This window comes from Bradyrhizobium oropedii, from assembly GCF_020889685.1.
GTDB lineage: Bacteria > Pseudomonadota > Alphaproteobacteria > Rhizobiales > Xanthobacteraceae > Bradyrhizobium > Bradyrhizobium oropedii.
Genome location: NZ_JACMYO010000026.1, coordinates 36,359 through 59,053, shown reverse-complemented (window position 1 = coordinate 59,053; position 22,695 = coordinate 36,359). Strand labels below are relative to the sequence as shown.

At 64.4% G+C, this 22,695-nt stretch carries 21 protein-coding genes and 1 pseudogene; 6 read left to right on the top strand and 16 right to left on the bottom strand.

The window, feature by feature from the left end:
- From H8A95_RS10270 to H8A95_RS10225, 10 genes and pseudogenes are all read right to left on the bottom strand, one after another.
- Nucleotides 1-567 (bottom strand): annotated as a pseudogene (locus tag H8A95_RS10270) (tol-pal system protein YbgF); the annotation flags it as partial.
- Nucleotides 568-817: 250 nt separating this feature from the next.
- Nucleotides 818-1,300, bottom strand: coding sequence for a peptidoglycan-associated lipoprotein Pal (gene pal / locus H8A95_RS10265; RefSeq protein ID WP_163152905.1), 483 nt, complete (start codon nt 1,298-1,300; stop codon nt 818-820).
- 270 nt (nt 1,301-1,570) lie between these two features.
- Nucleotides 1,571-2,305, bottom strand: a complete 735-nt coding sequence (locus H8A95_RS10260) for an N-acyl amino acid synthase FeeM domain-containing protein (protein ID WP_229183062.1) — start codon at nt 2,303-2,305, stop codon at nt 1,571-1,573.
- A 173-nt stretch (nt 2,306-2,478) separates the two neighbouring features.
- Nucleotides 2,479-4,803, bottom strand: coding sequence for a putative bifunctional diguanylate cyclase/phosphodiesterase (locus H8A95_RS10255; protein WP_229183061.1), 2,325 nt, complete (start codon nt 4,801-4,803; stop codon nt 2,479-2,481).
- A gap of 184 nt (nt 4,804-4,987) precedes the next feature.
- Complete coding sequence (gene tolB, locus H8A95_RS10250; protein WP_229183065.1) at nt 4,988-6,331, bottom strand: Tol-Pal system beta propeller repeat protein TolB; 1,344 nt, start codon at nt 6,329-6,331, stop codon at nt 4,988-4,990.
- A gap of 72 nt (nt 6,332-6,403) precedes the next feature.
- A complete protein-coding gene (locus tag H8A95_RS10245) occupies nt 6,404-7,324 on the bottom strand; it encodes a cell envelope integrity TolA family protein (RefSeq protein ID WP_229183060.1) in 921 nt (306 codons plus the stop codon).
- 89 nt (nt 7,325-7,413) lie between these two features.
- Nucleotides 7,414-7,881 carry a biopolymer transporter ExbD gene (locus tag H8A95_RS10240; protein ID WP_028340645.1) on the bottom strand — a complete coding sequence of 156 codons (468 nt, stop codon included), beginning with the start codon at nt 7,879-7,881 and terminating at the stop codon, nt 7,414-7,416.
- Between the two features lie 34 nt (nt 7,882-7,915).
- Nucleotides 7,916-8,629: a protein TolQ gene (gene tolQ, locus H8A95_RS10235; RefSeq protein WP_016846954.1), complete on the bottom strand. Its 714-nt coding sequence runs from the start codon at nt 8,627-8,629 to the stop codon at nt 7,916-7,918.
- Nucleotides 8,630-9,193: 564 nt separating this feature from the next.
- Nucleotides 9,194-9,580: a fluoride efflux transporter CrcB gene (gene crcB / locus H8A95_RS10230; RefSeq protein ID WP_229183059.1), complete on the bottom strand. Its 387-nt coding sequence runs from the start codon at nt 9,578-9,580 to the stop codon at nt 9,194-9,196.
- 203 nt (nt 9,581-9,783) lie between these two features.
- Nucleotides 9,784-10,383: a superoxide dismutase gene (locus H8A95_RS10225; protein ID WP_163152911.1), complete on the bottom strand. Its 600-nt coding sequence runs from the start codon at nt 10,381-10,383 to the stop codon at nt 9,784-9,786.
- A gap of 138 nt (nt 10,384-10,521) precedes the next feature.
- Here H8A95_RS10225 and H8A95_RS10220 point away from each other — a divergent pair, with 138 nt between their 5' ends.
- The 3 genes from H8A95_RS10220 (at nt 10,522) to H8A95_RS10210 (ending at nt 13,160) form a co-directional block, all read left to right on the top strand.
- The gene (locus tag H8A95_RS10220) at nt 10,522-11,052 is read left to right on the top strand and encodes a GNAT family N-acetyltransferase (protein WP_229183058.1); all 531 of its coding nucleotides are present in this window, start codon (nt 10,522-10,524) and stop codon (nt 11,050-11,052) included.
- A 136-nt stretch (nt 11,053-11,188) separates the two neighbouring features.
- Nucleotides 11,189-12,574, top strand: a complete 1,386-nt coding sequence (locus H8A95_RS10215; RefSeq protein WP_229183057.1) for an MATE family efflux transporter — start codon at nt 11,189-11,191, stop codon at nt 12,572-12,574.
- 142 nt (nt 12,575-12,716) lie between these two features.
- On the top strand, nt 12,717-13,160 hold the full coding sequence (locus tag H8A95_RS10210; protein ID WP_229183056.1) for a DUF2147 domain-containing protein: 444 nt from the start codon (nt 12,717-12,719) through the stop codon (nt 13,158-13,160).
- 35 nt (nt 13,161-13,195) lie between these two features.
- On the opposite strand, the gene H8A95_RS10205 is transcribed toward H8A95_RS10210, so the two are convergent.
- The 5 genes from H8A95_RS10205 to H8A95_RS10185 all read right to left on the bottom strand — a co-directional run bounded on the left by H8A95_RS10205 (nt 13,196) and on the right by H8A95_RS10185 (nt 19,800).
- Nucleotides 13,196-14,344 carry a DUF3095 domain-containing protein gene (locus H8A95_RS10205; RefSeq protein ID WP_229183055.1) on the bottom strand — a complete coding sequence of 383 codons (1,149 nt, stop codon included), beginning with the start codon at nt 14,342-14,344 and terminating at the stop codon, nt 13,196-13,198.
- A 164-nt stretch (nt 14,345-14,508) separates the two neighbouring features.
- Nucleotides 14,509-15,714, bottom strand: coding sequence for a zinc metallochaperone GTPase ZigA (gene zigA / locus H8A95_RS10200; RefSeq protein ID WP_229183054.1), 1,206 nt, complete (start codon nt 15,712-15,714; stop codon nt 14,509-14,511).
- A gap of 287 nt (nt 15,715-16,001) precedes the next feature.
- Nucleotides 16,002-17,867 carry a molecular chaperone HtpG gene (gene htpG / locus H8A95_RS10195; protein ID WP_229183053.1) on the bottom strand — a complete coding sequence of 622 codons (1,866 nt, stop codon included), beginning with the start codon at nt 17,865-17,867 and terminating at the stop codon, nt 16,002-16,004.
- A gap of 85 nt (nt 17,868-17,952) precedes the next feature.
- Nucleotides 17,953-18,759 carry an MBL fold metallo-hydrolase gene (locus H8A95_RS10190; RefSeq protein WP_229183052.1) on the bottom strand — a complete coding sequence of 269 codons (807 nt, stop codon included), beginning with the start codon at nt 18,757-18,759 and terminating at the stop codon, nt 17,953-17,955.
- A 60-nt stretch (nt 18,760-18,819) separates the two neighbouring features.
- On the bottom strand, nt 18,820-19,800 hold the full coding sequence (locus tag H8A95_RS10185) for an AraC family transcriptional regulator (protein WP_229183051.1): 981 nt from the start codon (nt 19,798-19,800) through the stop codon (nt 18,820-18,822).
- A gap of 185 nt (nt 19,801-19,985) precedes the next feature.
- Between H8A95_RS10185 and H8A95_RS10180 the strand changes: the two genes are divergently transcribed.
- The gene (locus H8A95_RS10180; RefSeq protein ID WP_229183050.1) at nt 19,986-20,540 is read left to right on the top strand and encodes a sigma factor-like helix-turn-helix DNA-binding protein; all 555 of its coding nucleotides are present in this window, start codon (nt 19,986-19,988) and stop codon (nt 20,538-20,540) included.
- Here H8A95_RS10180 and H8A95_RS10175 read toward each other — a convergent pair.
- On the bottom strand, nt 20,537-21,634 hold the full coding sequence (locus tag H8A95_RS10175) for an asparaginase (protein WP_229183049.1): 1,098 nt from the start codon (nt 21,632-21,634) through the stop codon (nt 20,537-20,539). The two genes, H8A95_RS10180 and H8A95_RS10175, sit on opposite strands and share 4 nt — an antisense overlap.
- A gap of 192 nt (nt 21,635-21,826) precedes the next feature.
- On the opposite strand from H8A95_RS10175, the gene H8A95_RS43765 reads away from it, so the two are divergent.
- Nucleotides 21,827-21,940, top strand: a complete 114-nt coding sequence (locus H8A95_RS43765; protein WP_338027818.1) for an acyl-CoA dehydrogenase family protein — start codon at nt 21,827-21,829, stop codon at nt 21,938-21,940.
- A 77-nt stretch (nt 21,941-22,017) separates the two neighbouring features.
- Nucleotides 22,018-22,632, top strand: coding sequence for a TetR/AcrR family transcriptional regulator (locus H8A95_RS44130; RefSeq protein ID WP_229183048.1), 615 nt, complete (start codon nt 22,018-22,020; stop codon nt 22,630-22,632).
- Nucleotides 22,633-22,695: the final 63 nt, after the last annotated feature.

Here is a 22,695-nt window from a genome sequence, read left to right as displayed (position 1 = left end):
CTCGCCCGCCCCGCGGCCGCCGGGAGCGCCGACCGCCGCATTGCCCTGCATCGGCATCTGGCCGCCACCACCGAGTACGCGCGGAGCGCCCGGAGCATTCGGATTCTGGTTCGGATCGAAAGCATCGCCGCGACCGCGGCGGCCAGGAGCTGCCGTCTGCGCCGGCTCCTGCACGATCGGCGCGGGCGCAGCGATCTGTTGCTGGTCATAGCCGCCCTGCGGCTGCCGGCCGTATCCCTGCTGCGGCTGGGGGTAGCCCGGCTGAGCTTGCGGGTAGCCCTGCGGCTGCTGCGCCGGCGGCACGGCCGCGACATTGGGTTGACCTGCCGAAGCCTGTCCAGGAGCGCCGGGCGGCTGGCCGCCAAGCTGGCGCAGCCGCTCCTCGAGCTGGCGGTTGCGGTACTGCAGCTCCTCGTTTTGGCCGGTCAGCTGCCGCAGTTGGTTTTCGAGCCGCTCGATCCGCATTTCGGCGTCAGAATCGTCGGATTGAGCAAAAGCCGGAACAGAAACCGCGAACAACGCCGCGATCGCCGCGGCGGAGGAAAGAAAATGAAGCCTGGATGACATTTTGCCCTGACGACGAGATCGACGTGAAAAGCGAGCGACATTGAGGGACGGAGTACGCCGGAATTGTGACTGGCGCTTCAAACCCGGGACAGCGTCGCGGATACCGGTTTAGTACGGACGGTGGAACAAGCAAGCGGCCAATTGCGCGCGCAGCCTCGTTCATCTTGATGAAGGCGGCCGGGCTTTCACGCGGCCAAAACAAAACCGGCGCCCGAAGGCGCCGGCTTGAAAAAATCCATCGGGAGTAGCGTCAGGAGCTGGCGTTCAGCACGGTGACGGCGCGACGGTTCTGCGACCAGCAGGAGATGTCGTTACAAACCGCGACCGGGCGCTCCTTGCCGTAGGAGATGGTGCGCATGCGGCTCGGATCGATGCCGCGCGAGGCCAGATAGGCGCGAACCGACTGGGCACGGCGAGCACCGAGCGCGATGTTGTATTCGCGCGTGCCGCGCTCGTCGGCATGACCTTCGATGGTGAAGGAATAACGGCCATAGGTCTGCAGCCACTGCGCCTGCTTGTCGAGGGTCGCTGTCGCCTGCGGGCTGAGATCGGTCTGATCGCTCTCAAAGAACACGCGGTCGCCGACATTGACCACGAAATCCTGCTGGCTGCCCGGGGTCGCGGCGCCCCCGATCGCGCCATTGGCGTCCAACGGGTTCTTGTTGGCGCAGGCACCCATCGACAGCGCCACCGCCAGAACCGCAACCAGCTTCATACCCTGGAGATATTTCATTCCCGGAGCCTCCACGCTCACGCTCTTCGTACTGTCCATTGGGTCTACAGGGCGATGGTTAAGCGAACGTTCCGTCAACCTTGACGAGACCTTGCTGAACCTGATCAAATGCCAGGCAATGGCGAAAAGCGCCCCCGATGGTTAATGGGTGGCAAATGTGGCGCGACGGTGAAGGGAAGGCAAGCTTCGCGGGAACCGGGCGCTTTTGCAGGACAATTTGACCTGCGCGCAACAGATGGTCGGCGCAGATCGATCGGGACGCCGGTTTTCTCAGGGATTCGGCACGATCGAGGCGCGCTCGAACGGCCGGACAATACCGTCGGGCTGCAACTGGCCCTCCCGGTCGAACAGCATCCGCCGCTCGAAGGCGCTGGAACGCAGGAACGGATAGCGCGCGAGCACACGCTCCCGCACCGTCGGCAGATGCGAGGCCATCAGCCCGACCGGCTTCACAAGCCCGGGATAGAGCCGCGGCTCCGACCAGGTCTCGTGCAGAAACACGCGCCGGTAGAACGCCATGTGCTCGGGCCGGACCGGCGCCAGGCCGTAATCGGCATTGAAATGCACGCCCGCGGTCGAGCCGAGGCGCACGGTGACATAGGGCAGTTCCGGATTGTTCCGCGCCTTTTCGGGATCGGCGACGAAGCGCGTCGAGTCGATGAACACCAGACCCTGATCGAGTTTCGGCAGCAGCACATCGCCGAACACATCGAGCGTCGGCGAGGAGCGCCACTCCGGCGTCGCCACGGTGATGCGGATCGAACTGCAGAGCTCGCCTTGCAGATAGACGCCGAACACCCACGCATTCGGCGCATCATCGAACTGATCGACGACGCGCTCATCGGCCGAGGGCCGGATCGCTCCCTCGCGCAGATAGGCGCGATAGCGAAGCCGGTAGATTTCGTCTTTCTGTTCGGGGGTCTGAGCGAGGCGGTAGTCGACTTGATCGAGAGGGTCCGCAAGCCTTCCTGTCGCGGGCTTGATGGCTTCGGCCGCGGACCTCATTTGGTACTCCCTGAACAACTCAACAACTTCAACGCGCGAGCCAAAAGATTAACAGCTTCTTAATTTTCGTCAAAGCAATCGCGGCAATACAGTTAACCTCTGATCGCACCGATACATTTCGACTGGTGCAGCCGAAGGCGCCCACAACCATCGATTGAAGGTATTCGGTCGGCTCAAGCGATCGAGCGCGAGGGAACCACGTGGAGTTGGTCGTCGGCCCGCCGGCCGTGCGAGGCATTGAGCAGCTGGCGGATGCGCACCGCGGGAACCGGCCGGCTGAACAGGTATCCCTGTGCTTCGGTCACCGCACCGTCGGCGCTGATCAGTTCGAGCTGTTCATTGGTCTCGATGCCCTCGACCACGACCGACATGCCGAGATCAGCGGACAGCCGCGCCACGCCGCGCAGCAGGGTCAGCGGACGATCGCTGTCGATGCCTTCGAGGAAGGAGCGGTCGATCTTGACCTTCTGCAACGGGAAATTGTGCAGGTAGCTGAGCGACGAGTAGCCGGTGCCGAAATCATCCAGCGAGATCCGCACGCCGAGCGAGCGCAGCTGCGACAGCACGTCGTGGGTCAGCTCGGTGTTGTGCAGCAGCGAGGATTCGGTGATCTCGATCTCCAGCCGGTGTGCCGGCAGGCCGGAGACCTCGAGCGCGTAGCGCACCTCGCTCAGCACGTCGCGCTGATGGAACTGCTGCGGCGAGAAGTTGACGGCGACGCTGACCGCCTCGGGCCACTTCATGCATTCCATGCAGGCCTTGCGCAGGATCCAGCGGCCGAGGTCGACGATCAGGCCCATGTCCTCGGCGACCGGAATGATGTCGACCGGAGAGACGGTGCCGCGTGCCGGATGGTTCCAGCGCAACAGCGCCTCGCAGGTCGACACCTTGCCGGACTTCAGGTTGATCAGCGGCTGGTAGAACAGCTCGAACTCCTCGTTGGCCAGCGCCTTGCGCAGGTCGAGCTCGAGGATGCGGCGGGCCTCGACGGTTTGCGCCATCTCGTCGCGGAAGAAGCAGAAGGTGCCGCGGCCATCGGCCTTGGCGCGGTAGAGCGCCATGTCGGCGTTCTTCAATAGCGTATCGGCGCCGACGCCCGGCGCGGTCATCGCGATGCCGACGCTGGCGCCGATCTCGACCAGGTGGTTGTCGATCTTGTAGCGCTCGCTGAGGCGGTCGACGATGCGCCGCGCCAGTGCTGCGGCATCCTCATGCGAGTTGATGTTCTGCTGGAACACGACGAACTCGTCGCCGCCGAACCGCGCCACGAAGTCCTCCGGCCGCAGCATCTCGCGCAGCCGCTCGGCGACCGCGCAAAGCAGCTGGTCGCCGCAGGGATGTCCGAGCGTATCGTTAACCTGCTTGAACTGGTCGAGGTCGACGAACAGCAATGCGGAGCGATGGTCGCCGCGCTGCATGGCGAGCAGCCGGCCGATCTCGTCGCGGAAATTGACGCGGTTGGGGAGCGCGGTCAGCTCGTCGTAGCGCGCAAGGTGGCTGATCCTGGCCTCGGCGTCCTTGCGCTCGGTGATGTCCTCGACCAGCACGACCGTGCCGCCGCCGGCCATCGGCTGGAAGGTCCAGTCGAGCGAACGGTTCTGCGCCGGATCGGGATCGCTGGTGACGATGTCGCCGCGCTGCGAGCTCTCGATCTCGTAGAGAATCTGCTGCGCGGCCGCGGCCGAGATCGCGCCGGACAGAACGCAGGCGTTGCAGATATCGGTCGCGCTGGCGCCGCGCTGCACGAAATCCTCCGACAGCTCCATCATCTCGATGAAGCGGTGGTTCATCACGGCAAGGCGGCCGTCGGCGGAGAACATGCAGAGGCCATGCGGCATGTTGTTCAGCGCGGTATCGAACTGGCCCGCCAGCGCCGCCTCGCGCTCCTTGGCGATCCAGGCATTGACGTAGATGCGCTGCAGGCTCGTGGTGAGGTGGCGGATGGCGCTGAAGAACACCAGGCTGAGCAGCGCCAACGCGATGTGATAGGGACCGCCGACATACATCAGTGCGGCGATCAGGGGACCGATCGACATCAACAGATGCAGGTGGAAGATCTGCGGCCGGCCGAAGGTCCGTCCGACCCCTGCCGAGGTGTAGGCGACCACCGTGGTGACGCAGAGCATATGCGCGGCGGCGTCGCTGGTCGTGAGCAGGACGGCGGCGCCCCACAGGCCGAGCGCAATGCCGTAGGCGAGGCTGCCGATCCGGTAGCGCTTCTCCCAGGCCACGGACTCTTCGACGGTGAGGCGGGAATTGCGCTGCTGGTAGCGGTACATCTGCAGCGCGCGCGCCAGACCCACCACGATGAACAGCGGCACGCACAGCCAGGACAGGAGATTGCCGGTGACGAACGCAATCACGGCGCCCGCAATGGCGGGGCCGAAGGCGCCGAAGATCATGGGCGCGGGGTTCATGAACAGGGAATCGACCAGCGCCGCGGAGATCGTCGGCGACATCGACTGGTCCTGTTCTCCCGTCTGACTTGCAAACTGCATTGTGAGAGCGCGCGTCCTTTTCAGCTCGCACTCTTACTGATCGCAGGTGAAGTCTTTCTGAGGGAACATCGTTAGCGAGTCCTTGCGACGGCCCGCTGGCGACGGAAATTCACCATGAAATTCAGTGCGCTAGGTAAGAACTGCCGACCGGCACCGGGGTTCCCCGGGGCAGGTCTGCGCGAGCTTACGACAACAGCGGCGACCAGGCCGGATCGGAGGCAAATCCGGGGGTCGGGACCCGCAACTCATTGCGCCCGGAGACGTCGATGGTGAACAGCGACGGACCACTGTTGCCGCCGGGGTCGCGGAAGAACATCACGACGCGCCCATTCGGCGCGAAGGTCGGACCTTCATTGTGGAATCCCGAGGTCAGGATACGCTCGCCCGAACCGTCGGGCTTCATGATACCGATCGCGAACTGTCCGCCGCCCTGCTTGGTAAACGCGATGTAGTCGCCGCGCGGCGACCACACCGGCGTCGAATAGGTGCCGTCGCCGAACGAGATGCGCTGGGCGCCGCCGCCGGTTGCCGGCATCACATAGATCTGCGGTTTGCCGCCGCGATCGGATTCGAAGCAGAGCCGGGTGCCGTCGGGCGCGTAGGATGGCGAGGTGTCGATCGCCGGCGTGTCGGTCAGCCGCGTCATCGACTTCGAGCGCAGATCCATCACGAACAGATTGGAGTTGCCGCCCTGCTGCAAGCTCATGATGACGCGCTGGCCGTCGGGCGAGAAGCGCGGTGAGAACGACATGCCCGGGAAGTTGCCGACGATCTCGCGCTGACCGGTCTCGATGTTGAGCAGGTAGACGCGCGGATCGCCCTGCCCGAACTCCATGTAGGTGATTTCCTGGGTCGACGGCGAGAAGCGCGGCGTCAGCACGAGATCCGAGCCGCGGGTCAGGTAGCGCACATTGGCGCCGTCCTGATCCATCAGCGCCAGCCGCTTGACGCGGCGATCCGCCGCGCCGCTCTCGTCGACGAACACGACGCGGGTATCGAAATAGCCCTTCTCGCCGGTCATGCGCTCGTAGATCTGATCGGAGATGATGTGCGCGATGCGCCGCCAAAATTCCGCCGAGGTGTCGTACTGCTGGCCCGCGAGCTGCTGGCCGGTGTTGACGTCCCAGAGCCGGAATTCCGCCTTCACGCGCCCGTTGCCCTGGCGCGTCATCCGGCCGGTCACCAGCGCCTGCGCGTTGATGCTCTTCCAGTTGTTGAAGTTCGGCGCCGCGTCGATGTTGATCTGCTTCTCGAGATAGGCGGCCTGATCGATCGGCGCGAACAAGCCGCTGCGCTTCAGGTTGTTGGTGATCACCTGCGTGACGCCGACGCCGACTTCGGCGTCGCCGGGCGTGCCGGCGGCGAAGTTCGGGATTGCGATCGGCACCGGCGCGAACTCGCCCCCTGGGACGGGAATCTGTTTGCGCCCGCTTTCCTGTCCGATAGCTTGACGTAAGGGTGCACCCGCGAGCGCGCCAAGCGCAGCCATTCCGGTAATTATCTGTCGGCGGTCGAGGCGAAACGTCATTGCACGCAAATTATTGTTGTCGGTCATTGTTGGTAGACTTTGTTTGCTATTGGCCAAGCGTCGCCGCCGATCTCACGTATTATTCTCTTTGAACACTGGTGCGAATGCTTTCCATTCGTCGAACCAGCCCGCAGGAAGATTGTAGGGCTGACACGCGATAATCGCGCGCAGGGCGCTCTCCTGATAGACGCGCATATAGGGCGTAGCCGGAGTGCCTTCCGCGACCGGCATGCGCGCGAGCGTGCCGTCGCGCTTCAGATCGACATCGATCACCACCTGGGTCCGCTGCTCCTCAAGGCTGCCATAGGGCTTGTTTTTCCAGCAACGTTCGACCTGCTGCCTGAACATCGCGCCCCAGCTGGCGGAGTTGTCGGCGGCCTTGCCCTTTGCCGTGCCGAGCGCAGCGTTGGCATTGAGCGCATCGCCGGTCGCCGCGGCGCGCGTCGGGTCGCGCTTGTCGAGCAGCGCTGCGATCTTGCTCTGGTCGTACACGCGCTCCTTCGGCTTCTGCTCCGGCGGCGGCTTGGCGGCCTGCTGAACCGGCTTCGGCGGCGGCTTCTTCTCTTCCTTCTTGATCGCTTCCGCGATCGGATCGGGCTTCGGGTCAGGCTTCTTCTCGACCGCCTTCGGCTCTTCCTTCGGCTTGTTCTCAACCTTCTTCGGCGGATCCGGCTTCTTGTCTTCCGGCTCCTCCACCTGCGGCGCGGTTTCGGTCACCACCGGCGGTTTCTTGTCCTCGACCTTGCCGACCATGTCGTCGACCGGCTTGGCCTCGGCGACCTTATCGACCAGCGGCTTGGGATTTTCCTTCTTGCCGTCCTTCTGGCCGGTCATGACGTGAGAGAGCTGATCGGCGGAGACCACGTCGACCGCGACGGACTCCTCTTCCGGCATCACGTATGCCCTGGTCGAAAACGACACGAGGCCCCACCCGATCACGAGGACGTGCAGGACAATCGATGCCGCCAGAGTCTTGTCGACCTTGACCTTCAAATCAGGCTTCCCCGTGCCTTGTCGCACATGGTCTTATGCTGGAGCATGATCTCGCCGGAAAACCGGATTCCACTTTTCCGGATCATGCTCTATCCACCTTCCGGGATGATGACGATATTCGCCTTGAATCCCGCGGCCCGGACCTCCCCGAGCAGTTTCATCATATCCGTGTAACAGACGTCCTTGTCGCCGCGCAGATAGACCACTTTTTCGGCATCCGACCGGGCGTCGCCGATCGCCTTGATCTTGGCCGGAAAATCGGCCGCCGTGACCGGTGCGTCGCCCAGATAGAGCTCGACATTCGAGTTGCAGCCGCCGCCGGTGCGCTTGACCGACAATGTCAGCGGCGGCTGGTTCGACGAGATCGACTTGCCGCCGCTCGCGACCGGCAGGTCGATGTCGATGTTCGACGTCATCAGCGGTGCCGCCACCATGAAGATGATGAGCAGCACCAGCATCACGTCGACCATCGGCGTGACGTTGATCTCGGCCATGACCGGCTTGCGCCCGCGGCGGCGTCTGCCACCACCGCCGGACCCTGCCATGCTCATCGCCATGATCGCACACCCGCAAAAGTGACCATCATTAAACTCAGCCCCGCTCGTCGATCTGACGCGACAGGATGGCGGAGAACTCGTCGGCGAACCCCTCCAGGCGCGCGGCCTGCCGGTTCACCTCCGAAGTGAACTTATTGTAGAAAATAGTCGCCGGAATTGCGGCAATCAGGCCGATTGCGGTGGCAAATAGCGCTTCCGCGATGCCGGGCGCCACCACCGCCAGAGAGGTGTTTTTCGAGGCCGCGATCGACTGGAAGCTCGACATGATGCCCCAGACGGTGCCGAACAGGCCGACAAAGGGGCCGGCCGAGCCCACGGTGGCCAGCACCAGGAGCCGCCGTTCCAGCCGCTCCACCTCCCGGGCGATCGAGACGTTCATAACCTTCTCGATCCGGGCCTGGAGGCCGGCAAAGGACCGCGACTGGCTCTCGAACGAGCGCTTCCACTCCCGCATCGCCGCCACGAAGCAGGCCGCCATCGACTGGGTCGGCTTGGCCGAGAGCGCCCGGTAGAGTTCCTCGATCGACTGGCCGGACCAGAATGCCTGCTCGAACTTGTCCATCGCCCGCTTGGTGCGGGCGTAGAGCAGGATCTTGTCGATCGCGATCGCCCAGACCCACACCGAGCAGGACAGAAGTCCCAACATCACGCATTTGACGACCCAATGGGCCTGCCAAAACAATGCGATCAGCGACACATCGCTCGATGCCAGTGGCAGAGTTGACTGAGCCACATCGGCGGGATTCATCGGCAATATCCTCTCAACGCAAGTGTCCCAATTAGGCGGGCCGCCAATCGGCAGCGGTTCGACGGCCGCGCGCCCGGCGCGGCAAAAACTGCGCGAGAGCCTCTTACATCTGTCGCATGGGGGCCCGTCCAAAGCCGGGCCCTGATTCCCCTGCCAACATGTCAAAACGAGGGCTTTTCACGCGGCATTCCGACCCTAACCAAACGCTAATCATGGTTAAGGCGAGGTTACCAAAGGGAAATTTGGGGGCGGGAAATGCCGCGGGCGGAGCCGGTTGGCGGGTTCCCGGGATGAACGGACTGCGGCCGGTTGGCGGGGTGACGGGCGTCCTCTCCACCGACGTCCTGGCGAAAGCCGGGACGTCGGTGGAGATGGTTCGCGATCCAAGGCGTCGAACACGCGGTGTCATCACCCCCGCACGCTTGCGCGTCGTCATTTCGGGGCAGCCCGCAGGGCTGAGCCCGGAATCCATTCATCCTTCCGATGCGCGGCCTGATGGATTCGGGCTCTCGCTTCGCGAGCCCCGGAATGACGACGGAGAGTGATCGCCTCGCTAACGTCGACTCACGTCAAATGCCGCACGATCGCCAATCCGGCAAACAGCCCCATGATCGACAACGCCACAGAACCCGCGACATACAGCACCGCGAGCCCGAGCTCGCCGCGCTCATAGAGCAGCGCAGTGTCGAGCGAGAACGCGGAGAAGGTGGTGTAGCCGCCGAGGATGCCGGTCATCAGGAACAGTCGCCAAGGCTGCGAGGCCTCGCCCTTGAAGGCGAGATAGCCGGCGATCAGGCCCATCACGGTCGAGCCCGTGATGTTGATGATGAAGGTGCCCCAGGGAAACGCGATGCCGATGCAGCGTGCGCAGGTGACATTGATCAGGTGACGCAGCGTCGCACCGAGACCGCCGCCGAAGAAGACGAGGAGATAGCTTGGCAGTTGCCCCATGGGGGCTTTGTGCCGCATGGCGGACGATGTCGCAAGAAACAAAAAGGGCGGCAATCGATGCTGCCGCCCTTCCAAAAAACTCTCGTCGTCATTCCGGGGCGGTCCGCAGGACCGAACCCGGAATCCATTCATCCATCAAGCGTGCGGCCCGATGGATTCCGGGTTCGATGCTTCGCATCGCCCCGGAATGACATCGCGTGCGCTTAGCCGGCCTTGCCGAACAGTTCGTCGACATAGTCCCAGTTGACGAGGCTGTCGACGAACGCCTTCAGATAGTCCGGACGGCGGTTGCGGTAGTCGATGTAGTAGGAGTGCTCCCAGACGTCGACGCCGAGGATCGGCACCGCGCCGTGGACCAGCGGGTTCTCGCCGTTCGGGGTCTTGGCGATCTCGAGCTTGCCGCCCTTGACCTGAAGCCAGGCCCAGCCGGAGCCGAACTGGCCAACGCCGGCGGCGGCGAAGTCTGCCTTGAACTTCTCGAAGCCGCCGAGGTCCTCGTTGATCTTCTTCTCCAGGCGACCGGGCAGCTTGCTGCCACCGCCATTCGGCTTCATCCACTTCCAGAAGTGGATGTGGTTGTAGTGCTGACCGGCATTGTTGAAGACGGCCGCGTTCTTGCCGAACGAACCCTTCACGATCTCTTCGAGGGACTTGCCTTCGAATTCGGTCCCCTTGATCGCGTTGTTGCCGTTGGTGACGTAGGCCTGGTGATGCTTGTCGTGGTGAAACTCCAGCGTTTCCTTGGACATGTAGGGCGCAAGGGCGTCGTGGGCGTAGGGCAGATCAGGTAGCGTGAAGGTCATGGGGTAATGTCCAACAGAGGGTGGGAGACTACACTTAACGGGTCCCCCTTATAGAAGGTTCCACGGCGGAGAAACACCGCATTTTCAGATCGTGCATGACGGATCGGCACAGCCCAAAGCAGACCCAGGACGGCGACGATGAGCATCGAAATCGACATTCTCAACGGAGACGCGTCATGGCAGCGCGCCGAGCCGATGCTTCGGGCGGTCTGGAGCCCGGATGTCATGCAGAACAAGAGCTGGGCCGATATCAAATGGGCTCACGCGGATTTGCGCGTGCTGCTCGACGCGCCCGACGACAGCGGGCTGGCCTGCCATGTCGGTATCTATTTCCGGACCATCACCTGGAATGGCCACAAGGTACATGTCGGCGGCATCGGCGGGGTCTCGACCCGCGAGGACTGCCGGGGGCGCGGCTATGCGTCGCTCGCGCTCGACGCCGCCGTGCACACCATTCGTGCCAACGATGCGGTGAAATTTGCAATCTTATTCTGCGAGCCGCATAATTTCGCGTTCTACCAGGCGCGCGGCTGGCATCCCTTCACCGGCGAAGTCGTTTGCGAACAGCCCTCGGGGCAGATCCGCTTCGAGGCGATGGCGCCATTCGTCAACGACATCGTCCGCGCGCCGCGCCAGGGCAAGATCGACCTATGCGGCCTGCCGTGGTGACCCCTGCATCGGCGGCGGTGGCCTGAACAAGCCGCGCACCGTAACATGTCGCTTATCATTTATTGATTGCGAGCCCGGTCCACTGGCGTCGAATTGCAGTGCGCCCCTCTCCCGCTTGCGAAGTGAGCCGTGACGCATGACTGTTGAGGCCTCGATCGACGACATTAGCCCCGCTACGGTCGCACCCGCGGTACCTGTCGATCATCTGTTGACGGCACCGATCCTGCCGACGCTGCTCAAGCTCGCAGTCCCCAACACCATCGCCATGTTCGGCTCGACGTTGGTTGCGGTCGCCGAGACCTCCTATATCGGCCGGCTCGGCACCGAGCCGCTGGCGGGCATCGCGCTGGTGTTTCCGTTCGCGATGCTGACGCAGATGATGTCGGCAGGCGCGATGGGCGGCGGCGTCTCGTCGGCGATCAGCCGCGCGATCGGCGCCGGCGACCGCGACCGCGCCGCGGATCTCGCGCTGCATGCGGCGATCATCGGGGCCTGCGCCGGATTGTTCTTCACCGTGATGATGCTCGGCTTCGGCCGCAACTTCTATGCGCTGCTCGGCGGCCGCGGCGGTGTGCTGGAGCAATCGATGCATTATTCACAGGTGCTGTTCTCCGGCGCGATCTCCATCTGGCTGGTCAACACGCTTGCCTCCGTCGTGCGTGGCACCGGCGATATGCGAATCCCCTCGATGACGCTGATCACCGTTTCAATGATCCAGATCGCGGTCGGCGGCGTGCTGGGTCTCGGGCTGTTCGGCGTGCCAAGCCTTGGCATGCGCGGCGTCGCCGCGGGCCAGCTCACGGCCTTCACGTGTGGTGCGATCTTCCTCGCCTGGTATCTCGCCTCTGGCCGCAGCCGGTTGAAGCTCGACTTCAAAGCCTTCAGCTTCCAGCGCGCGATGTTTTTGGACATCCTCAAGGTCGGCGCGATCTCCTGCCTGTCGCCGTTGCAGAGCGTGCTGACCATCCTGATCTTCACCAAGATCCTGGCAGGCTTCGGCACCGAGACGCTGGCCGGATACGGCATGGGCTCGCGGCTGGAATTCCTGCTGATCCCGATCGCGTTCGCGGTCGGCGTCGCCTCGGTGCCGATGGTCGGCATGGCCATCGGCGCCGGACTTGTCACGCGGGCCCGCAAGGTGGCGTGGACGGCCGGCACAGTCGCCGGACTTGTCGTCGGGCTGGTCGGACTTGTGGTCGCACTGAAGCCGACGCTGTGGATTGCACTGTTCACCAGCGATCCCGGCGTGACCGCGGCCGCCTCGTCCTATTTCGCGCTGGCGGGTCCGGCCTTCGGCTTCTTCGGCGTCGGCGTCTGCCTTTATTTCTCTTCGCAAGGCGCGGCCAAGGTCGGTGGACCGGTGCTGGCCGGCACCATCCGCCTGCTGCTGGTCGGCATCGGCGGCTGGTGGCTCGCTACCGTGAGCGCCCCGGCCTGGACGCTGTTTGCACTGGTCGGGGCTGCGATGGTCGCATTCGGCCTCGCCACCATCATATCGATTGGGCTGACCCGCTGGGGATAGCATCGCCGCAAGCCTTGCCTGAGTATGACCATCGCCGGAATACACAACAAAATTTTCCGGGCCACACGCGCCTGGCCGGGCGAATATGACATTGCAGAAATCTTTCGACTTGTTATGCAGGCCGACCTTTTGGGGAACAGCCATGGCCTGCAAATTCGGATTCGTGATCGCAATCATCGCGACGGCGCTCGCCGCGCCTGCCGCGCATGCGGAGGGCGCGCCTGAGCCTTTCGGCGTCTGGCAGACCCAGGCAGGCGATGCCCGCGTCAAGATCAGCAAATGCGGTGGCGGCATCTGCGGCGTGGTGGTGAGCCTGCGCGACCCGATCGATCCGATGACCGGCAAACCGCAGGTCGACAACAAGAATTCCAATCCGTCGCTGGCCAACCGGCCGATCATCGGGCTGCCGCTGTTCTCCGGCATGCAGCCGGTCGCCGCTGGCAAATGGTCGGGCCAGATCTACAATGCCGACGACGGCGGCACCTATGCGAGCAGCATCTCGGTGACCGGCGAGAGCACGCTGCGCGTCGAAGGCTGCGTCGGCGCCCTGTGCGGCGGCGAAACCTGGACGCGCGTCGGAAGGTAAGCCGCAGGGGGACTGCGTGCTCCCTCGCCCCGAATCTACGCCGCGCGCGTCTTCAGCACGGTGGCGGCCGAGGCGTAACCGCCGCTGGCGCCGTCGATGAAGTGGACGTGGTCGGCGCGCATCACCGACGGGGTGAAGCAGGTCATCATCGCAGCGTCCTGTTCATGCAGGCCGTAGCGCACGACGCCTTGCGCGGCTGCAGCGACCAGGCGCTGCTCGAGCTCGGCTGCGAGCTCCAGCGTGCAGTCCAGGATCATGCGCAGGCCGTCGTCGAACTTGCGGAAGTCGGAGTTCTCGACCAGCTGCCGCACATAATTTTTCGGCACGAACTTGCCGACCGGGATATTGAACCGCATCAACGTGTAGGCCCATAGCGTGAACGCGAGCACCGTAGCACGGCGCAGCGCGAGCGAGCCGCCGCGTCGCGCCCGCGCCTCGTACTCCATCCCCTGCGGCGGCCAACGCAGCGGCGGGCCGTCTGCAGGCACCGGCCGTCCGGCATCGGGGCTTTTCTCGATGCGGACGACAATGTCCTCGATCACCTTGCGGAAGGAAGCGGGATCGGCGTCCTTTGCCGGCAGCACCAGCACCGAGAGGATGACGCCACGCGCGGACGGCATCACCTCGAAGCGGCAGGAGAGGCCGGACAGATCGGGCTGGGTGCCCGGCGGCGCCGGATCGACCGCGAATTCGCCGCGCTTCATCGCGGCATCGGCGTAAGCGAGACCACCACCGGAGAACATCGCGTAAGAGAGATTGGCCGACGGCCCGAACCGCGCGACGCGAACGTCGGCGCCCGCCGCGCGGATCGCCGACACCGGCATCAAGGCTACGCGCAGCACGAGATCGAGATCGTCGCGCACCCAGCGCGCGGTCGCAGCCAGCGCCTCGCGCGCTTTGTCGAGATCGGCGGGGGAGACAGCGAAGCTCGCGCCATCGCCGCCGAACACGAAGGGGAATTCACGGCCATCCAGCGCGTTGGTGACCGAGGCGACCACCGCGGCGCCGGCCATGTTGACCGCCTTGTAGCGCTGCGCCGCAATCGCCTTGGTCGATTCCACGATATCGGCGACGCCGACGGTCCAGTCATCGGGCAACGGCGCATACAGCGCGGGATCCATCAGCCGCGCGAAGCCGCGAAACACCGGAATGCCGCCGTAGAAGATCTCGCTGCCGCCAGCCATCGCAACGCCGCCGTTTCCGCCCTGCTGTGAATCTATCTAGCAGATACGGCTCGGGTTGGGACGGGTTTTCCCCGGAGCATGTGGCCTCTGTTCACCGTTACCCCCCGCGCAAAGGCTTCGCCTTTGCGCGGGGATGACGGAGATGGAAAACTACGGCGACCGCCTCACGCCGCCTCGCCTGCCCTTCGCCACGGCGGAAACGGATCGTGCAACCCTGCCCAGGCTTGCGGGTCCATGCCCGGCCTGCCCGCGATCAGGCAGGCATCGAGACGACGGCGAATGTCGTCCTCGTTCATCCCGGAGCCGATGAAGACCAGCTCCTGCCGGCGATCGCCATAGAGATCGTTCCAGCTCCGCTGCATCATCAGCCGCCAATCGGGATGATCCGGCCAGCGCTCGCGCGGGATTGCCGCCCACCACGAGCCGAGGCCTTCGGTGCGAACGATTGCGCCGGCCTGGCTCATCTCGCCGCACCAATCCGGGCGCGTCGCGATCCAGAAGTGGCCCTTGGCGCGGATCACACCGCTCCAACTCTCGCGCAGGAAGGCGTGGAAGCGCACCGGATCGAACGGGCGCCGCGCGCGATAGACGAAGCTCTTGATGCCGTATTCCTCGGTCTCCGGCACATGCTCGGCAAAACCGTAGAGCTCCTTGTGCCACAGCGGATGCTGCTGCGCCCGCTCATAGGCGAAGCGGCCGGTGTCGAGCACGCGGTCGAATGGCACTTTCGCGAAATTCGCCTCGACGAGGTCGGCATCGGGATTGAGCGCGCGCACGATGGTCGCCGCGGCTTCGCGCTCGGCCGGTGTCGCCGCATCGACCTTGTTCAGCACGACGACATCGGCGAACTCGATCTGCTCGACCAGGAGATCGACCAGCGTGCGCTTGTCGCCGTCGAGCGCCTCGCCGCGCTGGCTGAGGAAATCGGTCGAGGCGTAATCCTTCAGCAGATTGGCGGCATCGACCACCGTGACCATGGTGTCGAGGCGCGCGACATCGGAAAGGCTTTCGCCATCTTCATCGCGAAACTCGAAGGTCGCGGCGACCGGAAGCGGCTCGGAAATCCCGGTGGATTCGATCAGGAGATAATCGAAGCGACCGCTCTCGGCGAGCGCGCGCACCTCCTTCAGGAGATCGTCGCGCAAGGTGCAGCAGATGCAGCCATTGCTCATCTCGACCAGTTTTTCGTTAGTCCGGGACAGGTTCGCACCGCCATCGCGAACGAGGTCGGCGTCGATGTTCACCTCGCTCATGTCGTTCACAATCACCGCAACCTTCAGGCCGTGGCGGTTGTTCAGGACGTGGTTCAGCAAAGTGGTCTTTCCAGCCCCTAGGAAGCCGGACAAGATGGTGACGGGGAGTTTTTGCATCGAGATCAAACAGTTGCTGGAGGGATGGGCGGCGGCGGGACATGCGGCATTCGTTTGCTGTTATGTTATAACATAACGTCAATGAGCCGCAGCATGTCAAGCGCGAGAATGCGAGATGAACTGCTCGTCTACGGTCTGGCTCTTAGTCCCGTCATGCTGAGGAGCCCGCGCAGCGGCCGTCTCGAAGCACGACGGCCCTGCTGCCACAGCTCGGCCGTGCATCCTTCGAGGCTCGCGAGAGCTCGCTCCCAGGATGACGGGGATGGACGGCGACCAGTGTGCCTCGCCTACTTCCCCAATCCGCGCAGCACGAGCTGGTTCAAGCGGCTCGCGAATGCGGCGGGGTCGTCGGGCATCTCGCCGTCGAGGATCTGCGCCTGCTCAAACAGCAGCAGCGAGAGGTCCTTGCCCTGCGCGGTGTCGGTCGCGAGTGCGGCGACCAGCGGGTGGCGCAGATTGATCTCGAGGATCGGCCTGGTGATCTCGCCGCGGTTCTGCTGGGCGAGCAGCCGCTCCAGCGCGCGGTCGCGCGCGTCGCCGCCGGCAACCAGGCAGGACGCACTCGACGTCAGCCGCTGCGAGGCGCGGACATCGGAAACGCGCTCGCCGAGCGCATCCTTGATCACGGCGATCGTGGTCGCGGCATCGGCCTCGGGCTTGTCCGCCTTGTCCTCGGCCTTGTCGTCGACGAGCGGGATCAGGCCGAAATCGATATCGCCCTGGCTCAGCGACTTCAGCGGCTTGCCGCCGAAATCAATTGGCGCCGAGGTCCAGAACGCATCGACGGGATCGGTCAAGAGCAGCACCTCGATGCCGCGGGCGCGCGCCGATTCCAGCTTGGGGTTCGACTTCAGCCGCTCGACGCTGTCACCGACCAGATAATAGATCTCGGTCTGGTTCGGCTTGAAGTCGTCGACATATTGCTTCAGCGAGCGGTTCTCGCCCGACGTCGTGGTGAAACGCGCCAACGCCAAGAGCTTCTCGCGGCGCTCGAAGTCTTCCCACAAGCCCTCCTTGATGACCGGGCCGAACGCGTCCCAGATCTTTGCAAAGGTCTCCGGCTCCTTCTCCCCGAGCGTTTCCAACTCGCTGACGACGCGGCTGGTGACGGCCTTGCGGATCTGGGCGAGTTGCGGATTGTTCTGCAGCATCTCGCGCGAGATGTTGAGCGGCAGGTCCTCGCTGTCGATCACGCCGCGGATGAAGCGCAAGTAGGCCGGCAGCAGCTCGGCGTCGTCAGCGATGAAGACGCGGCGGACATAGAGCTTGACCTTGCCCTTGCGCTCGACCTGGAACAGGTCGAACGGCTTTTGCGACGGCGCGAACAGCAGCACGGCGTAGGACTGCCGGCCCTCGGCGCGGTAGTGCAGCGTCATCGCCGGCTCGTCGAACGCGCCCGCGATCTGCTTGTAGGCCTGGGCATAGTCTTCCGGCTTGAGCTCGGATTTCGAACGCTGCCACAGCGCGCTGGCCGAATTGATCTGGCGCGGCTCGCCTTCCTCCGGCACCAACAGAATCGGAAACTGGATGTTGTCGGAATATTCGCGGACGATGCGCTCGATCTCGTAAGCCTCGAGATATTTGGCGGCGTCCTTCTTCAGGTGCAGCACGATCTCGGTGCCGCGCGCGACGCGACTCGCTGCCTCCTCGCTGGCCGGCGCGATCTCGAAACCGCTGCCGCCTTCAGACGTCCACACCCACACCTCGTCCGAGCCGGCACGGCGGCTGGTGACGACGATCTTCTCGGCGACCATGAACGCGGCATAGAAGCCGACACCGAACTGGCCGATCAGATTGGCGCCGTCCTTGGCTTCCGTCAGCTTCGACAGGAACGATTTGGTGCCGGAGCGCGCGATGGTGCCGAGATTGTCGATCAGCTCGGCACGCTCCATGCCGATGCCGGTGTCGACCACGGCAAGCGTGTTGGCCGCCTTGTTCGGCACGATCGTGATTTCCGGCGGCGTGCCGTCGGTGATCAGGCCGGGGTTGGCGATCGCCTCATAACGCAACTTGTCGCAGGCATCCGACGCGTTCGAGATCAGCTCGCGCAGGAAGATATCGGTCTCGGAATAGACCGAATGCACCATCAGGTGCAGCAATTCGGCAACCTCGGCCTGGAACGGCTGGGATTCGGCGGCGGTGATTGTGGTCATGCGGAAACTCGGGACAAACGGTAAGGGGCAGGAAAACCCTGATATAGCGCGATCGCGCCATGTGGCAAGACAAGCGGGGGAACCGTCAGTCCGAGATCGCCGTGATGTAGCGCTGCACCGAACGATCGAACGCCGCCTTGGCATCGGAGGCGATGTTCTTGCCCCACCAGGCGCCATAGATCCGCTCGAAAGCCAACGGCGCGACCGCCCGCGCGACGCGACGGACCGCAGCAGCATTGAGCGGGATATAGTTCGGATAGGAGTACATGAAGCTGACCGAGCGGCGATCCATCGCCACCATCGCGATGTCCCCGGTCAAGAGCGCACCGCGCCCGTCGGCGCCCCTGCGCCAATGCAGCATGGTAGCGCCGGCGAAATGTCCGCCGCCGCGCACCAGCAGGACGTCGTCGGAGATGCGGTGGCTGTCACCCTGCCACGGCACGATCGACGGACAGGGCCGCGTCACCCATTGCGCGTCGTCGCCGTGCAGATAGACCGGCGCGTCGTCGAACGCCGCGCTCCAGTCTGCGACCGCGCCATAGTAATGCGGATGCGAGATCGCGATCGCCTTCAGCCCGCCGAGCGATCTGACATGCGCGATCGCCTCCACTGTTGCGAGCGGCACGCAGTCCCACATCACGCAGCCGCCGCGATCCGGCACCAGCAGCGCGCGTTGCCCGATCGCGAATGGCGGCTCGAGCGCGATCCCGACCAGGCCGAGATCGTCGCGCCAGACCAGTTGGTGACGTTGCGCGAGCTCCTCGCGCGTCAGCCAGGCCTGCCCCTTCCAGTTCACATATTGCCGCTCGTCCTCGCAGATCGGGCAAGCCGGCGGCGGCGCCGCAGTTTCAGGAAATTGCGCGCCGCATTGTTCGCAGGTCCAGAGAGGCATGGAGACACACGTGTTTAAGATGGAGCCAGACCCCTGCTCTACGTCAGCAGCAGGACGCGTTCAATGCCGGCGGCGTAGTTCCATCTGCATCTCCGCCGGCGCGATACCGAACCTCCGGCGGAACGAGCGGTGAAAATAGGACAGGTCGTTGAAGCCTACCGTATAGGCGATGTCGCTGACCTTGCGGCCGCTGCCCTGCTCGTGCAGCAGCAGCCGGCGCGCCATCAGCAGGCGCTGCTCCAGCACGAACTCCGAGAACGTGGTGCCTTCGGACGCGAACAGGCGTTGCGCCTGGCGCGTGCTCAGCGCATTGGCCTTTGCGATGGCCTCGATCGTCAGCTTGCCGTTGTCGAGATTCTTCAGGACATCGGCCTTCATCAGCTCGAGCCGCGCCTTCGCGATGCCATCCCATGCAACCAACTCCTTCTGCTCGGCACTGCTGCCGAGCACGAGACCGACCAGATCGGCGAGGTGATGCGCCGCCGCCTGCTGGCCCGGCAGGTCCAGGTCACCGGCGAGATCGGTGCAGAGCGCCGAATAGCGCTCGATCATCGCACTCAAGGCAAGGTCGCGGCCGAGCGTGCGCGCCAGTTGCGTCTCCGCTGATGGTGCGACCTGAAGCAGGAGGCGTCGCGGAAACCGCGTGGTCGTAAAGCTGCCGGACTGGGTGAGGTCGGCAGTGCCGACGATGTTCATCTCGGTGAGACACATCTGGCCGCGCGTAATCTCGATCGCCTTGCTGCCTTGCGTGACCTGCACTGTGCCGCGGGTCGCGAAGACCAGGACCAGATCGTCGCAGCCGTCGTTCAGAAGGGGGCGGGTGCGGGCGAAGCGGGCAGAGCCGCCACGCGGCGTCGCGATCGCGACCGTGTGCAGCAGCGTGAATTCGTTGTGGCAATCGATGCGGTTGTCGTCGGTCGGTCCGACGTCGAGCCGGCAGAAGCCGCGGCAAATGCCTTCGCGCCACGCCTCATAGGCCGGCCCTTTCGCCAGCCCGCGATGGAAGATCGAGAAACGGTTGGGCACCTGTGTCTCGGACATGATCCGCTCCGAACGCCCGATCGACCACAACGCTGGCACGATCGATCACCTGCTGCCCGATATGCGCATGTGTCGTGCGCGTGTCGTTCCTGTCCCTACGCTTGGCGCGACGGTCCACGACTCCGGCGGGGAGCCTGATACCACTCCGCCGATTGACGGTAAAGCTATTCACGAGATGCAACCCTATGATGCGAAGCGCGAAAGCCGGGAATAAAGCGGCGCAGCAGTTTCGTGACGCGGCCCTACCGTGGCTCGACGATGCCTATGCGTTCGCCCAAATCCTGATGCGAACCGAGGTGGACGCCGAACAGGCCGTGCAGGACTGCTATTTGCGCGCGCTGCGCCAATTCGACGGCGTTCGCGGTCCGGCCGTCAGGCCTTGGCTGCTCGCGATCCTCAAAACCGTCTGCCAAGAAAAACTTGGCGATATGCTCGGCCGCCGCGGCCCGCCGACGGACGAGGCCGGGACCAAGGAAAAGTCCGGCCGGCGCGCTCTGCCTACAATCCGGCAACTCGTCGACGACCTGCCCGCGCCGCTCGGTGAGGTCATCGCGCTGCGCGAAATGATCGATCTGTCCTACAAGGAGATCGCCGAGGTCACCGGCGTTCCCGTCACCACCGTGATGTCGCGCATCGCGGAAGCCCGCGGCCTGCTGCTCGCGGCGCGGCGAACAACGCAAGCGTCCGCGGAACCAGCGGCGGCGAGACCCGCGGGCGGCCCGTCGGAACTCACGGTCTAACGCGCGAACGCCTGTTGAACCGCCGAGGACTCGGTCACGCCGTTGGCGATCAGGAGCTCGAGCAGCACGCGGGCCTTCTGCGGATTGAGATCGAGCGAGACCGCAAAGCCGAGCTTGTCGTCCTCGACCTCGACGTTGCGGTTCACATAACCCGAGCCGACGCGGGTCGAGCGCAGCACCACGACGCCCTGTTTCGCCGCGGCCGCCAGCGCATCGATCGCGCCCTTAGATGAATTGCCGTCGCCGACGCCGGCCAGCACGATGCCCTTGGCGCCGCGCTTGACCGCATCCTCGACCTCGGCGGCGTCCATGTTGGCGTGCGAATAGATGATGTCGACCCGCGGCAAGGGCGGCGCATCCGGCAGCTTCAGCTTGGCGGCTTTCACCGGTGCCGCCGGCTGCAGGAAGCGCAGCGAACCGGTGTCGACGTAACCGATCGGCCCGGCATCGGGCGAGCGGAACGTCTGGACGCTGGTGGTATTGGTCTTCTGCACCCAGCGCGCCGCATGGATGGTGTCGTTGAGCACCACAAGCACACCGCGGCCGCGGGATTCCGGCGCCGAGGCGACCCGCATCGCATCGTAAAGATTGGCCGGACCATCGGCGCCGATCGCGGTCGAGGGCCGCATCGATCCGACCAGCACGACCGGCATGTCGGTATCCAGCACGTTCTGCAGGAAGAACGCGGTCTCCTCCATCGTGTCGGTGCCGTGCGTGATGACGACGCCGTCGACCTCCTTGTTGTCGATAGCCGCGCGGATGCGCTTGACGAGGTCGAACCAGACCTTGTCGTTCATGTCCTGCGAGCCGATCGACGAAATCTGCTCGGCCGAGATCTGGGCGAGCTTGTCGATGCCCGGAATGGCCGCGATCAGGTTCGCCGCGCTGACCTTGCCTGAATCATAGGCATTGCCCGCGCGCGCGTTAGCCTGACCGGCGATGGTGCCGCCGGTGCCGAGCAGGAGCACCTTGGCCAGCGCGGTTCCGGAGGCCTGTTGTGCCGATACCGGTGAGGCCAGCCCGATCGTGAGGGCTGCGGCGAGCCCGACGATCGTGCGTGCGGAACGGGTGGATCGAAGCGAGTGCAGCGCCATTTCTTCCCCCAGTGACAAACCATCTACTCACAACTGGTGGTTTTATCGCGCAGGAAATGGACAAACTTGCGGCGGAAACGCCGCTGGCAAGGTCTCCCTGCCGATCTCGCGCGCGTTGCGTCATACGGCCGGCGCCGCCTGGTTTTTCGGCGCGGGCCCGAATTCTTGACATCTCCCGGATGAGGGCGCCGCATCTGGCGCGAAACGCGGGTGGTCCGCATTCTGGATGGCACATCCGAGATCATGCGCCAGATCATCGCTCGCAACGCGTTCCGCAACCATGAACGGCGGAACGCGCCGGCCTGACGGCGCTGTATCTCGCTGCAATAGCGCTTGTGTTCCGATCGCGCTGCCTTACTGTTTTTGCGGGATGGGAGTAGCAAGTGGCTTCGGGGACGACGCTCAAGCTCAAGCAACAACGCAGCCGCGACCGGCGCGAGCAGATCCTCACGGCGGCCACCAAGCTGTTTGGCGAGAGAGGCATCGACGGCACCTCGCTCACCGAGGTCGCCGCTGCGGCGAAGATACCGCTCTCCAGCATCTATGATTATTTCGAGGACAAGCGCGCGCTGGTGCTCGACGTGCCCGAAGGCAATTTCGAAGCGCTGTATCAGAAGACCGAGCCGCTGCTCGTCAGGGGCGGCGACCCCGTCGCACAGCTGCGCATCATCTTCCTGACCAACTTCCAATACATCAAGGAAAACCCGAGCTGGGGCCGTGTGTTCTTCCTGGAGATATGGCCGAGCGTGCTTGCCGCCGAGCCGCGGATCAAGAAGGCCGTCGACAAATACGCGCTGCGCTATGTGCAACTGATCAGGCAGGCAAGCCGCGCCGGCACCTATCGCCGCAATCTCGATCCCTACACCGCGATGTCGCTGATGATGGGCGGGATGTGCCACTTGACCGCGGTCTGGTTGCTCTACGGCCGCAAATACGATCTGGTGAAGAAGGGCAAGACGCTGTTCACCACGCTGCACAACGGGTTCGTTCAGCGTTAACCCGCCTCCACGTATGCGTTATGGCCGACCACAATGAGCATGGTCCGCGGCCGGAACGATTTG

Excerpts from the sequence above, each read along its gene's own strand:
- H8A95_RS10220 (WP_229183058.1), top strand. The coding sequence starts at position 10,522 with ATGAGCATCGAAATCGACATTCTCAACGGAGACGCGTCATGGCAGCGC.
- H8A95_RS10255 (WP_229183061.1), bottom strand. The coding sequence starts at position 4,803 with ATGCAGTTTGCAAGTCAGACGGGAGAACAGGACCAGTCGATGTCGCCG.
- H8A95_RS10240 (WP_028340645.1), bottom strand. The coding sequence starts at position 7,881 with ATGGCGATGAGCATGGCAGGGTCCGGCGGTGGTGGCAGACGCCGCCGC.
- pal (WP_163152905.1), bottom strand. The coding sequence starts at position 1,300 with ATGAAATATCTCCAGGGTATGAAGCTGGTTGCGGTTCTGGCGGTGGCG.
- H8A95_RS10225 (WP_163152911.1), bottom strand. The coding sequence starts at position 10,383 with ATGACCTTCACGCTACCTGATCTGCCCTACGCCCACGACGCCCTTGCG.
- htpG (WP_229183053.1), bottom strand. The coding sequence starts at position 17,867 with ATGACCACAATCACCGCCGCCGAATCCCAGCCGTTCCAGGCCGAGGTT.
- H8A95_RS10205 (WP_229183055.1), bottom strand. The coding sequence starts at position 14,344 with ATGGCTGGCGGCAGCGAGATCTTCTACGGCGGCATTCCGGTGTTTCGC.
- H8A95_RS10175 (WP_229183049.1), bottom strand. The coding sequence starts at position 21,634 with ATGGCGCTGCACTCGCTTCGATCCACCCGTTCCGCACGCACGATCGTC.
- H8A95_RS10180 (WP_229183050.1), top strand. The coding sequence starts at position 19,986 with ATGATGCGAAGCGCGAAAGCCGGGAATAAAGCGGCGCAGCAGTTTCGT.
- H8A95_RS10185 (WP_229183051.1), bottom strand. The coding sequence starts at position 19,800 with ATGTCCGAGACACAGGTGCCCAACCGTTTCTCGATCTTCCATCGCGGG.
- crcB (WP_229183059.1), bottom strand. The coding sequence starts at position 9,580 with ATGGGGCAACTGCCAAGCTATCTCCTCGTCTTCTTCGGCGGCGGTCTC.
- tolQ (WP_016846954.1), bottom strand. The coding sequence starts at position 8,629 with ATGAATCCCGCCGATGTGGCTCAGTCAACTCTGCCACTGGCATCGAGC.
- H8A95_RS10190 (WP_229183052.1), bottom strand. The coding sequence starts at position 18,759 with ATGCCTCTCTGGACCTGCGAACAATGCGGCGCGCAATTTCCTGAAACT.
- tolB (WP_229183065.1), bottom strand. The coding sequence starts at position 6,331 with ATGACGTTTCGCCTCGACCGCCGACAGATAATTACCGGAATGGCTGCG.
- H8A95_RS10210 (WP_229183056.1), top strand. The coding sequence starts at position 12,717 with ATGGCCTGCAAATTCGGATTCGTGATCGCAATCATCGCGACGGCGCTC.
- H8A95_RS10215 (WP_229183057.1), top strand. The coding sequence starts at position 11,189 with ATGACTGTTGAGGCCTCGATCGACGACATTAGCCCCGCTACGGTCGCA.
- zigA (WP_229183054.1), bottom strand. The coding sequence starts at position 15,714 with ATGCAAAAACTCCCCGTCACCATCTTGTCCGGCTTCCTAGGGGCTGGA.
- H8A95_RS10260 (WP_229183062.1), bottom strand. The coding sequence starts at position 2,305 with ATGAGGTCCGCGGCCGAAGCCATCAAGCCCGCGACAGGAAGGCTTGCG.